At 58.4% G+C, this 13702-nt stretch carries 11 protein-coding genes; 2 read left to right on the top strand and 9 right to left on the bottom strand.

The genetic code is table 11. The annotated features are described in order from the left end of the window. Nucleotides 1–146: 146 nt before the first annotated feature. Nucleotides 147–782, bottom strand: coding sequence for a 23S rRNA (uridine(2552)-2'-O)-methyltransferase RlmE (rlmE, locus tag Q8R10_RS12520; RefSeq protein ID WP_305654160.1), 636 nt, complete (start codon nucleotides 780–782; stop codon nucleotides 147–149). A gap of 130 nt (nucleotides 783–912) precedes the next feature. Between rlmE and yhbY the strand changes: the two genes are divergently transcribed. After that, nucleotides 913–1221: a ribosome assembly RNA-binding protein YhbY gene (gene yhbY, locus Q8R10_RS12515; protein ID WP_305654159.1), complete on the top strand. Its 309-nt coding sequence runs from the start codon at nucleotides 913–915 to the stop codon at nucleotides 1219–1221. Nucleotides 1222–1231: 10 nt separating this feature from the next. On the opposite strand, the gene Q8R10_RS12510 is transcribed toward yhbY, so the two are convergent. From Q8R10_RS12510 to grpE, 8 genes are all read right to left on the bottom strand, one after another. Then, nucleotides 1232–1687 carry a DUF4149 domain-containing protein gene (locus Q8R10_RS12510; protein ID WP_305654158.1) on the bottom strand — a complete coding sequence of 152 codons (456 nt, stop codon included), beginning with the start codon at nucleotides 1685–1687 and terminating at the stop codon, nucleotides 1232–1234. Beyond that, the gene (greA, locus tag Q8R10_RS12505; RefSeq protein WP_305654157.1) at nucleotides 1665–2141 is read right to left on the bottom strand and encodes a transcription elongation factor GreA; all 477 of its coding nucleotides are present in this window, start codon (nucleotides 2139–2141) and stop codon (nucleotides 1665–1667) included. The genes Q8R10_RS12510 and greA overlap by 23 nt, the downstream gene beginning before the upstream one ends. Beyond that, nucleotides 2138–5359: a carbamoyl-phosphate synthase large subunit gene (carB, locus tag Q8R10_RS12500; RefSeq protein ID WP_305654156.1), complete on the bottom strand. Its 3222-nt coding sequence runs from the start codon at nucleotides 5357–5359 to the stop codon at nucleotides 2138–2140. Before carB ends, greA begins: the two co-directional genes overlap by 4 nt. A gap of 164 nt (nucleotides 5360–5523) precedes the next feature. Then, nucleotides 5524–6672, bottom strand: coding sequence for a glutamine-hydrolyzing carbamoyl-phosphate synthase small subunit (carA, locus tag Q8R10_RS12495; protein WP_305654155.1), 1149 nt, complete (start codon nucleotides 6670–6672; stop codon nucleotides 5524–5526). A 183-nt stretch (nucleotides 6673–6855) separates the two neighbouring features. Then, nucleotides 6856–7656, bottom strand: a complete 801-nt coding sequence (gene dapB / locus Q8R10_RS12490) for a 4-hydroxy-tetrahydrodipicolinate reductase (protein WP_305654154.1) — start codon at nucleotides 7654–7656, stop codon at nucleotides 6856–6858. Between the two features lie 301 nt (nucleotides 7657–7957). Further along, a complete protein-coding gene (gene dnaJ / locus Q8R10_RS12485; RefSeq protein ID WP_305654153.1) occupies nucleotides 7958–9082 on the bottom strand; it encodes a molecular chaperone DnaJ in 1125 nt (374 codons plus the stop codon). 151 nt (nucleotides 9083–9233) lie between these two features. Then, entirely contained in the window at nucleotides 9234–11150 is a 1917-nt protein-coding gene (gene dnaK, locus Q8R10_RS12480) for a molecular chaperone DnaK (protein WP_305654152.1), read from the bottom strand. Between the two features lie 121 nt (nucleotides 11151–11271). Then, nucleotides 11272–11841 carry a nucleotide exchange factor GrpE gene (gene grpE, locus Q8R10_RS12475; RefSeq protein ID WP_305654151.1) on the bottom strand — a complete coding sequence of 190 codons (570 nt, stop codon included), beginning with the start codon at nucleotides 11839–11841 and terminating at the stop codon, nucleotides 11272–11274. Nucleotides 11842–12006: 165 nt separating this feature from the next. Here grpE and recN point away from each other — a divergent pair, with 165 nt between their 5' ends. Continuing rightward, nucleotides 12007–13680, top strand: coding sequence for a DNA repair protein RecN (gene recN / locus Q8R10_RS12470; protein ID WP_305654150.1), 1674 nt, complete (start codon nucleotides 12007–12009; stop codon nucleotides 13678–13680). The last annotated feature ends 22 nt before the right edge of the window (nucleotides 13681–13702 follow it).

Here is a 13702-nt window from a genome sequence, read left to right as displayed (position 1 = left end):
GCATGACGGCTGGTTGATTTACCGGCCTAACTTACTACACAACCCCCACCACTGGCAGGCGCCGTCTGTAACCCTTTATGAATCCGTCGCCTCAGCCGCACTGACCAGCAACCATATTGGCTAATCAGTCACAGGCCAAAGTGCGCTTACTCCGCACTTGCGCCACCGCGAAATCCGCGTGCCAGCAGGTACTGCTCACGCGAGCGATCCCTCGAGGAAAGCGGCTTGCGCATCTGCACTTTCTCGAACATTTGCCGCACCTGCTTGTGGTACTGATCAAAGCCTTCACCTTGGAAAATCTTGATCAGAAAATCACCACCGGGGCGTAACACTTGCCCAGCCAGATCCAGCGCCAACTCGCACAGATACATTGCGCGCGCCTGATCGGCCATCCTTACTCCACTCATATTGGGGGCCATATCAGAAATCACAAGGTCAACCGGCTGATTGCCGACGGCCGCCAGGATCTGCGCCAGCACCGCCTCTTCGGTAAAGTCGCCCTGAATAAAGGTCACATCCTCGATGCTGTCCATCTCCAGAATGTCCGAGGCAATCAAGCGGCCCTTATCGCCCAGCACCCGACTGGTGACTTGCGACCAGCCGCCAGGGGCCGCGCCCAGATCGATAACGACATTACCGGGGCGCAAAATCCGATCCTTCTCCTGGATCTCCAGCAGCTTGTAGCTGGCACGCGAACGGTAGCCGTCCTTTTGCGCCATCTTCACGAAGGGGTCGTTGAAATGCTCTCTAAGCCAGTTCTGGCTAGTCTTGGAACGGGCCACTTGGCACCTCAAAAATAACGAATCGTGAATAGCTTGCTGCATTAGCGTTCTATGAATAAGCGGGCGGGCCACGAGTGGCTCGGGTAAACTGAACGCCGCTTTTTACCAGATCAGACGCAGGAATCAGATTATGCCGCTCACCCAGGAGCAGAAGAAACAGTACAAATCCATCGGCCACCATTTAAAGCCGGTAGTCACTATTGCCGACAATGGCTTGACCGAAGGTGTCACCGCCGAGTTGGAGCGTGCGCTCAGCGACCACGAACTGATTAAAATCCAGTTGCGTATCACCGTGCGCGAAGACCGTTTGGCAGTGATTGCCGAGCTGTGCAAAACGGCCAAAAGTGAATTGGTACAGGTCATCGGCAAAATGGCGCTGATCTATCGCAAGAACCCGCAAGCCAACAAGCAACTGTCCAACGTTAGCCGGCACGTCTAATCCTCGGCCTTCAGTGGCGCGCTCGACGCGCCCTGATTGCCGCGCTTGACGGCACCGCCTGCAACACCAGCAATAAGCCGCAAAATGCCAACAGCAGGTAACTGAACTGCAGCCACCACGCCGCCAGCGGCAACCACTGCAGCAGCGCGAAATACACCCCCGCCAACACCAGCACCGCCATTAGCAGCTGCCCACGAAAATCTCGCCAGCCACTCGCAACGCCCTCGGCCTGCACCAACACCAACAGCTGCAACGCAGCGCCGACCAGCGCAAAGCCGACCAGCACAGGCTTAAGTCGAGCACTGAGATCGTCGACCAGCAGGCCCGCCAAGCCGATTTCACGCAAGCCTGGCAACACCACAAAATGCAGTAGCCACAAACCGCCAACCCAAAACGTCTGGGCCAGCTGCCAAGTAACGGCGCCGGCCCGATACGGCTCGCGCCTAAAGATGGCGGACTTCGACAATTTCGTACTCGACCACACCACTCGGCGTTCTGACCACCACCACATCGCCCTCTTCCTTGGCGATCAAGGCGCGAGCAATAGGTGAGCCGACTGAGATCTTGCCGGACTTAATGTCCGCTTCGTCTTCGCCGACGATCTGGTAGGTCACCCGATCATCAGTTTCGACGTTAGCGATTTCCACCGTGGTGCCGAAAATCACCTTGCCGGTGCGCGGGATCGCCGCCACATCAATCACCTGAGCATTTTGCAGACGGCCTTCGATATCGCGAATCCGCGCCTCGACCATGCCTTGCTGCTCGCGAGCAGCGTGATACTCGGCGTTCTCTTTCAAGTCCCCCAGCTCACGGGCGGTGCCGATGTCCTGGCTGAGTTTGGGCCGCACAACCTTGGTCAGGTGCTGCAGTTCGTCTTCCAAGGCGCGAGCGCCCTGGAGTGTCATTGGGTATTTAGTCATGCCTTGAGTCCTGCATGCAGATCCTGCAAGCGGCGCACGGTCTTCTCTGGACCAAACTTCAACGCCTCACAGATTGCCTCGCCCGCCGCCAAGGTGGTGGTGCAGCAAATCCGGTGTTGCAGAGCATTACGACGAATGGAATAGGAGTCAGCAATCGACTGACGCCCTTCGGTGGTGTTGATGATCAGGGTGACTTCGTCATTTTTGATCATGTCGACAACGTGCGGACGACCTTCGGTAACCTTGTTGACGCGGCGCACCGGCAAACCGACCGCCTCGATCATCTTGGCGGTGCCCGAGGTGGCAACCACCTCAAAGCCCAGTTCAATCAGGCTGCGCGCCAACTCGGCCACCAACGGCTTGTCGTCATCGCGCACGCTGATAAAGGCGCAACCGCTGTTGGGCAGGATCTCACTGGCGCCCAATTGGGCCTTGGCAAAGGCCTCACCGAAGGTGTCGCCAACGCCCATCACTTCACCGGTCGACTTCATTTCTGGGCCGAGGATCGGGTCAACGCCGGGGAACTTGGCGAACGGGAATACCGCTTCCTTGACGCTGTAGAAGTTCGGAATGATTTCTTTGGTGAAACCCACTTCAGCCAGGGTCTTGCCGGCCATTACTCGTGCGGCGATCATCGCCAGCGAGATGCCGATGCACTTGGACACGAACGGTACGGTACGCGAAGCGCGCGGATTAACTTCGATAACGAAGATATCCTCGCCCTGCACCGCCATCTGCACGTTCATCAAACCGACCACGCCGAGTTCGATGGCCATTTTCTTGACCTGATCGCGGATCTCATCCTGGATATGCGCGGGCAGCGAGTACGGCGGCAAGGAGCACGCCGAGTCGCCGGAGTGCACACCGGCCTGCTCGATGTGCTGCATGATCGCGCCGATCACCACTTGCTCACCATCGCAGACCGCATCGATATCCACTTCAATCGCGCAATTCAGGAAGTGATCGAGCAGCACCGGGCTGTCGTTGGAAACCTTCACCGCTTCGCGCATATAGCGACGCAGCTCTTCTTCTTCGTAGACGATTTCCATCGCCCGCCCGCCCAACACATAGGACGGCCGCACCACCAAGGGATAACCGATAGTCTTGGATGCCGCCAGCGCTTCGTCTTCGCTGCGCGCAGTGAGGTTGGCGGGCTGGCGCAGATTCAAGCGCTGGACCATCTGCTGGAAACGCTCGCGGTCTTCGGCGCGGTCGATTGCATCCGGCGAGGTGCCGATAATCGGCACGCCAGCCTCTTCCAGGGCGCGGGCGAGCTTCAGCGGAGTCTGGCCGCCGTACTGCACGATGACGCCTTTCGGTTGCTCGATACGGACGATTTCCAGCACGTCTTCCAGGGTTACCGGCTCAAAATACAAACGGTCCGAGGTGTCGTAGTCGGTGGACACAGTTTCTGGGTTGCAGTTGACCATGATGGTTTCATAACCATCGGCCCGCAGCGCCAAGGCGGCGTGCACACAGCAGTAGTCGAACTCGATACCCTGGCCGATACGGTTCGGACCACCGCCCAGGATCATGATCTTGTCACGGCCGGTCGGCTTGGCTTCGCACTCTTCCTCGTAGGTCGAGTAAAGATAGGCGGTGTCGGTGGCGAACTCGGCGGCGCAGGTGTCGACGCGCTTGTACACCGGCAACACCTTCAGCTTGTGCCGATGGTTGCGCAGGTTCTTCTCGGTCACACCGAGCAGCTTGGCCAGGCGCGCATCGGAGAAACCTTTGCGTTTGAGCTTGAGCATCAGCCCATGATCAATCGAGGCCAGACCCAAGGTCTGTACATGGGCCTCGTCTTTGATCAGGTCTTCGATCTGCACCAGGAACCAATGGTCGATCTTGGTCAGGGCGTAGATATCGTCGCAGCTCATGCCGGCGCGGAAGGCGTCGGCCACATACCAGATGCGCTCGGCGCCTGGCACGGTCAATTCGCGGCGCAGAATGCTGGCGGCTTCCGGGTTGCTCGGATCGACCATAGGGTCGAAGCCGTTAACCCCGACTTCCAGGCCGCGCAGGGCTTTTTGCATCGATTCCTGGAAGGTCCGGCCGATGGCCATGACCTCGCCCACCGACTTCATCTGAGTGGTCAGACGGGCATCGGCCTTGGGGAATTTCTCGAAGGCAAAGCGCGGCAGTTTGGTCACTACATAGTCGATGGACGGCTCAAACGAAGCAGGGGTGCGGCCGCCAGTGATGTCGTTCTGCAACTCGTCGAGGGTGTAACCGACGGCCAATTTGGCGGCAATTTTCGCAATCGGGAAGCCGGTGGCTTTCGAGGCCAGCGCCGAGGAACGAGATACCCGCGGGTTCATCTCGATCACTACCATACGGCCGGTGTCCGGACAGATACCGAACTGCACGTTGGAGCCGCCGGTTTCCACGCCGATCTCGCGCAATACCGCCAGGGAGGCGTTACGCAGGATCTGGTATTCCTTGTCGGTCAGGGTTTGCGCCGGAGCTACGGTGATTGAGTCGCCGGTGTGCACGCCCATCGGGTCGAAGTTTTCGATGGTGCAGACGATGATGCAGTTGTCGTTCTTATCGCGAACAACCTCCATCTCGTACTCTTTCCAGCCGATCAGGGATTCGTCGATCAGCAATTCGCTGGTTGGCGACAAGTCGATACCGCGAGCACAAATCTCCTCAAATTCCTCTCGGTTATAGGCGATGCCACCACCGGTGCCGCCCATGGTGAAAGACGGCCGAATGATGCACGGAAAGCCGACTTTTTCGAGGACCACGTAGGCCTCGTCCATGCTGTGGGCAATGCCGGAAACCGGGCACGCCAGGCCGATGTCTTTCATCGCCTTGTCGAAACGCGAGCGGTTTTCCGCCTTGTCGATGGTGTCGGCGTTAGCGCCGATCATCTCAACGCCAAACTTCTTCAGAACACCGTGCATTTCCAGATCGAGGGCGCAGTTCAGCGCCGTCTGGCCGCCCATGGTTGGCAGCAAGGCGTCCGGGCGCTCTTTTTCGATGATCTTGGCCACAGTCGACCATTTGATCGGCTCGATGTAGGTGGCGTCCGCCATGTCCGGATCGGTCATGATGGTGGCTGGGTTGGAGTTCACCAGAATGACCCGATAACCCTCTTCGCGCAGCGCCTTACAGGCCTGGGCGCCAGAGTAGTCAAATTCGCAGGCTTGGCCGATCACAATGGGGCCGGCGCCGAGAATCAGGATGCTTTTAATGTCTGTACGTTTTGGCATGGTCTTCTCTCGAATCCTTTGGTCAGCTGGCTCACTGGGTTAACCGCCGCGCGGTGGTGTTGCGGCAAGCGGGGGTTAAAGCCTGGCGCGCTGCATGTACGTTTGGGTCTTGCTGCTGCGGGCGCCTTGCCTAGACGCCCGCAACACAATGCTGCTGTAACTGCCTAGCGCTGCTTGGCCATCGACTCGATAAAGCGATCAAACAATGGCGCTACATCGGTCGGGCCTGGGCTGGCTTCCGGGTGCCCTTGAAAGCTGAAGGCGACCTTATCGGTGCGCTCAACGCCTTGCAGGGTGCCGTCAAACAGCGACTTGTGGGTCGCCCGCAAATTAGCCGGCAAGCTCACCTCATCCACAGCAAAACCGTGGTTCTGACTGGTGATCATCACCACGCCGGTTTTCAGGTCTTGCACCGGGTGGTTGGCACCATGGTGGCCGTTAACCATTTTCACGGTCTTGGCACCACAGGCCAGAGCCAGCAGTTGATGGCCAAGACAGATGCCGAATAGCGGAATTTCGGTTTGCAGCAGTTCTTGAATCGCCTTGATCGCGTAGTCGCACGGCTCAGGATCGCCTGGGCCGTTGGACAACAGCACGCCATCCGGCTTGAGCGCCAGAACCTCGGCCGCCGGGGTTTGCGCCGGCACCACGGTCAGGCGGCAACCGCGCTCAACCAGCATGCGCAAGATGTTCTGCTTAACGCCAAAGTCATACACCACCACATGGTAGGGCAGTTGACTGGCGGCGATTTCCGCATGTTCGTTGCTGGCCAGATCCCAGACACTGGAACGCCACTCGTAGCGTTCAGTGGCGCAAACCACCTTGGCCAGGTCCATACCCTTGATACCGGGGAAGCTGCGCGCCAATTCGAGCGCCCGCTCTTCGGTGGCATCGGCGCCGACCAAGATACAGCCGTTCTGAGCGCCTTTCTCACGCAAGATGCGGGTCAGGCGGCGGGTATCGATACCGGCAATGGCCACGACACCATGCTCTTTCAGGTACTCAGGCAGCGTCTGGGTGTGGCGCCAGTTGCTGGCCACCAGCGGCAGATCACGAATCACCAAACCTGCCGACCAGACGCGCGTGGACTCGGCATCCCCCGGATTAGTGCCGGTATTGCCGATGTGCGGATAGGTCAGGGTAACGATTTGCTGGGCGTAGGAAGGATCGGTGAGGATTTCCTGATAACCGGTCATGGCAGTGTTAAAAACCACCTCACCAACGGTCTGACCGTCGGCTCCAATGGCATCACCGCGAAAAATGCTGCCATCAGCAAGGGCTAAAATGGCAGGTTTAAGGGCTGACTTAGTCAAGAAGACCTCCGGTAAAGCAAAGCTTGAAGCAAACGCAAATTGTAAAAAAGCGGGATGACGTGTTGACCGTCACCCCGCTTTTTTATCTGATTCATTTTGCGCAACTTTTAGTGGACACACTAAAGCTGTAGCTTATAGAAAAACGCCTTTTTGGTCTACCGCTATCAACGCCTGCCGGCCAGATTAGCGCAGATCCAGCACATCCTGCATGTCGTAGAGCCCGGCTACGCGCCCCTCGAGCCACAATGCTGCGCGCACTGCACCCTTGGCGAAAGTCATCCGACTGGAGGCTTTATGGGTGATTTCTACGCGCTCGCCATCACTGGCAAACAAGACCGTGTGATCACCGACCACATCGCCTGCGCGCACGGTGGCAAAGCCAATGGTCTGCCGCTCGCGAGCGCCGGTTTGACCTTCGCGACCATACACGGCCACTTCAGCTAAATCGCGACCCAAGGCCTGCGCCACCACCTCGCCCATGCGTAGCGCCGTACCCGAAGGTGCGTCGACCTTGTGCCGGTGATGGGCTTCGATGATCTCGATATCAACCTCATCACCCAGCACTCTTGCGGCGGTATCCAGCAGCTTCAGGCAAAGATTAACGCCGACGCTGAAGTTGGCAGCAAAGACGATTGGAATCTCTTTACCAGCCTCGGCCAGCAGCTGCTTTTCTTCCAGGCTAAAACCGGTAGTACCGATAACCATGGCCTTGCCAGCCTGCCGACAGAGCGCCAAGTTACGCAAGGTCACCGAGGGATGAGTGAAGTCGATCAGCACATCGAACTGCTCCAGCACCGCCGCCAAATCGGCCGACAGCGGCACACCCAACTTACCCAGCGCCGCCAACTCACCGGCATCGGCGCCAATCAAGCTGCTATCCGGGCGATCAACCGCTGCGGTCAAACGCGCATCCGTCTGGCCGACGGCCTCGATCAGGGTCTTGCCCATGCGCCCGGCGGCGCCCACTACGGCTATACGTCGCATATATCCAGCTCCCAACTGTTCAGCCAAAGCCGCAAACCGCACAGCGGCGACTTACTGCTGATTATTTAAAACCTTTTTAGATCGTCGCGAGCGCAGGTCAGGCAAGGCGCAACACAGTAACAGCCGAAGGCTGGCCCGCAGGGTGAGCGAAGCGAATCAAACAGGCGAGGACAGCACCGTAAATGAGCAGTACTCGTTTCACTCACCCTCCGGGCCGCGCTAAAGCACGTTAGCGCCAAGGCGCTTTCCGAGCCTGTTTTCAACGAAGCATCACCAAGCGCAGCAGATATTAAAAAGGCTTTTACACGTCGCCGAAGAAACGCTTCACCCCTTCAAACCAGCCATTGGCTTTCGGCGAGTGCGCCGTATCACCGAGCAACGATCCGCGAAACTCTTCGAGCAATTCGCGCTGACGCTTATTCAGCTGCACCGGCGTTTCGACCGTTACCTTGCACATCAAATCGCCAGCACCACCGCCGCGCACCGGCGCCACACCTTTGCCGCGTAAACGAAACATCTTGCCGGTCTGAGTGCCATCGGGAATTTTCAACTTAACCCGACCGTCCAGCGTCGGCACTTCCAGTTCACCACCGAGAGCTGCATCGGCAAAGCTGATCGGTACTTCGCAGTACAGGTGCTTGCCGTCACGCTGGAAGATCGCGTGTTCACGCACATTCACCACCACATACAGATCGCCAGTCGGACCGCCCAGACTGCCTGCCTCACCTTCACCGGTCAGACGAATACGATCACCGGTATCAACTCCAGCCGGGACTTTCACCGACAGGGTTTTGTGCTCTTCAACGCGACCCTGACCATGGCAACTGGTACATGGATCGGCAATCATCTTGCCATTGCCATGACAACGCGGGCAGGTTTGCTGCACCGAGAAGAAGCCCTGCTGCATGCGCACCTGACCGATACCGCCACAGGTGGTGCAGGTGATCGGGCTGGTGCCTTTTTTCGCCCCAGAACCATCGCACGGCTTGCAGCTGACCAGGGTTGGCACGCGAATGGTCACGGTAGTGCCACGCACCGCCTCTTCCAGATCCAGCTCCAGGGTGTAGCGCAAATCGCTGCCACGCTGGGCGCCGCCACGGGAACCGCCGCGAGCGCCACCGAAGAAATCACTGAACACATCGCCGAAAATATCGGAGAAGTTGCCATTACCGCCACCACCGCCGCCGCCACCCATCTGCGGGTCAACACCGGCATGGCCGTACTGATCGTAAGCCGCGCGCTTGCTGGCATCGGAGAGAATTTCGTAGGCGGCATTGGCCTCCTTGAATTTCTCTTCGGCCGACTTATCGTCCGGATTGCGATCCGGGTGGTGCTTCATGGCTAGCCGCCGGTAAGCTTTTTTCAGCTCTGCCTCGCTAGCGCCACGTTCAACACCGAGTGTTTCGTAATAATCACGCTTGGCCATAACCTTCCTGCTCTCTCAAATCAGCTACCGCAAATCAACTGCTGCAAATCGCCACCACCAGACACGCCAACGCGGGAGCAAGCTCCCGCGCGGCGTATTCTGCCCATTACGACCGCAGTCGCAACAGGCTAGAGCGAAAGTTAGCGGATGCTTATTTGTGCTCTTTAACCTCTTCAAACTCAGCATCGACCACATCATCCGCGCCCGCTGCGGCCTCAGCACCCGGAGCTGCCGCGTCGGCTGCCTGGGGTTGCTCGGCGTACATTTTTTGCGCCAGCGGCGTGGTGGCTTCCGACAGAGCGTTCATCTTGGCCTCAATGGCTTCTTTGTCGTCGCCTTTGATCGCCACTTCGAGCTCGGCAGAAGCCTTCTCGATTGCGACTTTCTCGTCAGCAGTCACTTTGTCAGCGGCTTCAACCAGCATCTTGCGCGTGGCGTGAACCAATTGGTCGCCCTGATTACGCGCCGCTGCCAGCTCTTCGAACTTGCGATCTTCTTCGGCGTTAGTCTCGGCATCGCGCACCATCTGGGCAATTTCTTCCTCAGACAGACCCGAGTTAGCCTTGATGATCACCGACTGCTGCTTGCCAGTGGCTTTGTCTTTGGCCGATACGTGCAGGATGCCGTTGGCATCGATATCGAAAGTCACTTCGATCTGCGGCACGCCACGTGGCGCCGGCGGAATCTCGGCCAGGTCAAACTTGCCCAGCGACTTGTTGCTGGCGGCTTGCTTACGCTCGCCCTGCAGCACGTGAATGGTCACGGCGCCCTGGTTGTCATCGGCGGTGGAGAACACTTGCGACTTCTTGGTCGGAATAGTGGTGTTCTTCTCAATCAGCGCAGTCATCACGCCACCCATGGTTTCGATACCTAGGGTCAGCGGGCTAACGTCGAGCAACAACACGTCCTTAACATCACCAGACAATACCGCGGCTTGAATAGCTGCGCCCATGGCCACAGCTTCATCCGGGTTAACGTCTTTACGGGCTTCTTTACCGAAGAACTCGGTCACCAGCTTCTGCACCAACGGCATACGGGTCTGGCCACCGACCAGAATCACGTCGTCGATCTTGCCAATGTCGATACCGGAGTCCTTCAAAGCGATACGGCAAGGCTCGATGGTGCGTTGAACCAGATCCTCGACCAGCGCTTCGAGCTTGGCGCGGGAGATTTTCACGTTCAAGTGCTTAGGGCCGGTGGCGTCTGCGGTGATGTACGGCAGGTTCACGTCGGTCTGTAGGCTCGAAGACAGCTCGATTTTGGCTTTTTCAGCGGCTTCTTTCAGGCGCTGCATGGCCAACGGATCACCCTTAAGGTTCATGCCGCTGTCTTTCTTGAATTCGTCAACCAGATAGTCGATCAGGCGTATATCGAAGTCTTCACCGCCCAAGAAGGTGTCACCGTTAGTGGCCAACACTTCGAACTGATGCTCGCCATCGACTTCGGCGATTTCGATCACGGAAACGTCGAACGTACCGCCACCCAAGTCATAAACGATCACGGTATGATCGCCCTTGGCCTTGTCCATGCCGTACGCCAGAGCGGCTGCGGTTGGTTCGTTGATGATCCGCTTAACATCCAGACCGGCGATCCGACCGGCGTCTTTGGTCGCCTGACGCTGACTGTCGTTGAAATACGCAGGAACTGTGATCACCGCCTCGGTTACTGACTCGCCAAGATAGTCTTCGGCGGTCTTCTTCATTTTTTTCAGAATTTCAGCCGAGATTTGTGGCGGCGACATTTTCTGGCCGTTCACTTCAACCCAAGCATCGCCGTTGTCTGCCTTGGCAATCTTGTAAGGCACCATCTTAATGTCTTTCTGAACCACTTCCTCTTCGAAGCGACGACCGATCAAACGCTTCACCGCGTACAGGGTGTTGTGCGGATTGGTCACCGCCTGGCGCTTAGCCGACTGACCGACCAAGATCTCGCCATCCGCCGCGTAGGCAATGATCGACGGCGTGGTACGGGTGCCTTCGGCGTTCTCGATAACTTTAACGACACCGTTTTCCATGACCGAAACGCAGGAGTTAGTAGTCCCAAGGTCGATACCGATAATTCTGCCCATCTTCACTCTCCAAAATTCTGTAGTAATTTTTTTTGACTGTTTCGTGGCCGCCCAGCTGCCACAAAAGCGCCTTGGTATACATTCAGGCCTTAGCCAATAGATGGGGCCTGAGGACTAAATTTCAAGCCTGCTCGTCGATGGACGGCGGCGCCTCACTCGGCGCCTTACTGACCACTACCATCGCCGGACGCAACAGACGACCATTGAGCAAATAGCCCTTCTGGAACACCTTGAGCACGCTGTTGGGCTCTGCATGGGTGCTTTCCTGCATGGCCATGGCCTGGTGATGCTCGGCGTTAAACGGCGCGCCGTGGGGATCCAGCGTTTCCAACTGATAGCGCTTGAGAGTGTCCTGGAACAACTTCAGGGTCAGCTCCAGACCTTCACGGACAGGCTTGATCGCTTCATCGTCCGGGTTCGACAGCTCAAGGCCACGTTCAAGACTATCAACCACCGGCAGCAAGTCGCTGGCAAACCGCTCCAAGGCAAACTTGTGGGCTTTTTCAACATCCTGCTCGGCGCGGCGGCGCACGTTTTGCAAATCAGCCGCAACCCGCAAAGCCTGATCGTGGGCACTCGCCAACTGCTCTTCAAGCGCCTGCACGCGAACCACTAGATCGTCGCTCGATCCGCCATCAGCCGTCGAATTCGCTTCGAAGGCTTGCGCATCAAGGTTCTGTTCGTCAGCCATGCGTCTCTCCTCTCATATAACAATGCCGTAACAATGCCGAGCCTCAACCCGCATTTCAGCCCTAAATATGGGGACAAATTCTTCAGCTTCAAGGGCCAACAAGGATTGTCAGCAGCAAACAAAACACTGTATAAATAACCAGACAAAGCCTTGGGAGCTGCCGCCATGCTGGTGCATCTTGCTGTACACAACTACGCCATAGTCGAGCACCTCGACCTCGAACTGCACGCCGGCATGTCGGTGATTACCGGCGAAACCGGCGCCGGTAAATCGATCATGCTCGACGCCCTCGGCCTCGCCCTGGGGGATCGCGCCGACAGCGGCGTGGTGCGCCCCGGCGCCGATAAGGCCGATATTCTGGCCAGCTTTGATCTCACTAACATTGCCGACGCCCGCGCTTGGTTGGCCGAACGCGACCTCGATCACGACGGCCCCTGCATCCTACGGCGGGTGATCACCGCCGAGGGCCGCTCGCGCAGCTACATCAATGGCTCGCCCTGCCCACAGGGCGACCTCAAGGCCCTCGGCGAGTTGCTGATTGATATTCACAACCAGCACGAACACCAGTCCCTACTCAAACCCGACACCCATCGCCGCCTGCTGGACGAATACGCCGGCAGCCAGGAACTGGCCCGCCAGGTGCAACTGGCGGCGCAGCGCTGGCGACAAACCCGCAGCGAACTGGAGCGCCTATCCAGCGCCAGCGACGAGCAACGCGCTCGCCATCAACTGCTCAGCTACCAGCTTGAAGAGCTGGACAACCTCGCCCTCGGCGACAGCGAATTGAACCAACTGGAGCAGGACTACAAAGCCCTGACCAATGCCGAAAGCCTGCTCAGCGCCTGCCGACTGGTACTTGAACACTGCAGCGAACACGACAGCGGCAATGTGCTCTCGACCCTGACCTCCAGCCTGCAGCGCCTCGCGCCTTTTAACAGCAGCGCCGGCGCTATTGGCGAGGCCGTCAACCTGCTGGCCAGCGCACAGATTCAGGTCGAAGAGGCGGTCGGCGAGCTCAACCGCTTTCTCGATCACTTCGACGCCGACCCGGCCCGCCAGCAACTGCTGGAAGAACGCCTCGACATCATCTACACCCTGGCGCGCAAACACCGGATTCAACCGAGCGAACTGAGCGCACTGCAGCAGCAATTGTTTGATGAACTCGAAGGCCTGAATGCCGACGATCAAGCCACCGAACGCTTGGCCGAGGAGCTGGCCGCTTACGCCCGCCACTACCAGGAAAAAGCCAGCGAGCTAAGCCAACTACGACAGAACGCTGCCAGCTCTCTGGCCGCCGCCGTGGAAGCCGAAATCCAGCGCCTAGGCATGCCCGGCGGGCGCTTCAATATTGAGTTACGCAGTACCAGCGGTGCCGAGCCGCACCCCCAGGGTCTTGAGCAGGTGGAATTACTGGTCAGCGCCAACCCTGGCCTGCCGCTCAAAGCGCTGGCCAAAGTCGCCTCCGGCGGCGAACTGTCACGTATCAGCCTGGCGATTCAGGTGATCACCGCCCAAACCTCGCGGGTGCCCACCCTGGTCTTCGATGAAGTGGACGTCGGCATCGGCGGCCCCACCGCCGAGGTGGTCGGGCAACTGCTGCGCCGCCTCGGCGAACGCGGCCAGGTGCTCACCGTCACCCACCTACCCCAGGTCGCCGCCCAAGGCCATCACCATCTGTTTGTGCACAAGGCCCGCGACAGCGATGCCACCCACACCGCCGTCGCGCACTTGGCTTGCGAACAGCGCGTGGAAGAAATCGCCCGCATGCTCGGCGGCGTCGACCTCACCAAGGAGTCACTGGCACACGCGAGAAAAATGGTCAGTACCGCGCAAAGCTGAATTTCAGCAACGCCAGAATGCA

The sequence above is a fragment of the Pseudomonas sp. genome, assembly GCF_030698175.1.
Taxonomy (GTDB): domain Bacteria; phylum Pseudomonadota; class Gammaproteobacteria; order Pseudomonadales; family Pseudomonadaceae; genus Aquipseudomonas.
This window is presented reverse-complemented; position numbering and strand designations above follow the sequence as displayed.

What these genes read in the sequence shown, in the direction of transcription:
- recN (WP_305654150.1), top strand. Translation starts at nt 12,007, where the DNA reads ATGCTGGTGCATCTTGCTGTACACAACTACGCCATAGTCGAGCACCTC.
- yhbY (WP_305654159.1), top strand. Translation starts at nt 913, where the DNA reads ATGCCGCTCACCCAGGAGCAGAAGAAACAGTACAAATCCATCGGCCAC.
- dapB (WP_305654154.1), bottom strand. Translation starts at nt 7,656, where the DNA reads ATGCGACGTATAGCCGTAGTGGGCGCCGCCGGGCGCATGGGCAAGACC.
- dnaJ (WP_305654153.1), bottom strand. Translation starts at nt 9,082, where the DNA reads ATGGCCAAGCGTGATTATTACGAAACACTCGGTGTTGAACGTGGCGCT.
- greA (WP_305654157.1), bottom strand. Translation starts at nt 2,141, where the DNA reads ATGACTAAATACCCAATGACACTCCAGGGCGCTCGCGCCTTGGAAGAC.
- carB (WP_305654156.1), bottom strand. Translation starts at nt 5,359, where the DNA reads ATGCCAAAACGTACAGACATTAAAAGCATCCTGATTCTCGGCGCCGGC.
- grpE (WP_305654151.1), bottom strand. Translation starts at nt 11,841, where the DNA reads ATGGCTGACGAACAGAACCTTGATGCGCAAGCCTTCGAAGCGAATTCG.
- dnaK (WP_305654152.1), bottom strand. Translation starts at nt 11,150, where the DNA reads ATGGGCAGAATTATCGGTATCGACCTTGGGACTACTAACTCCTGCGTT.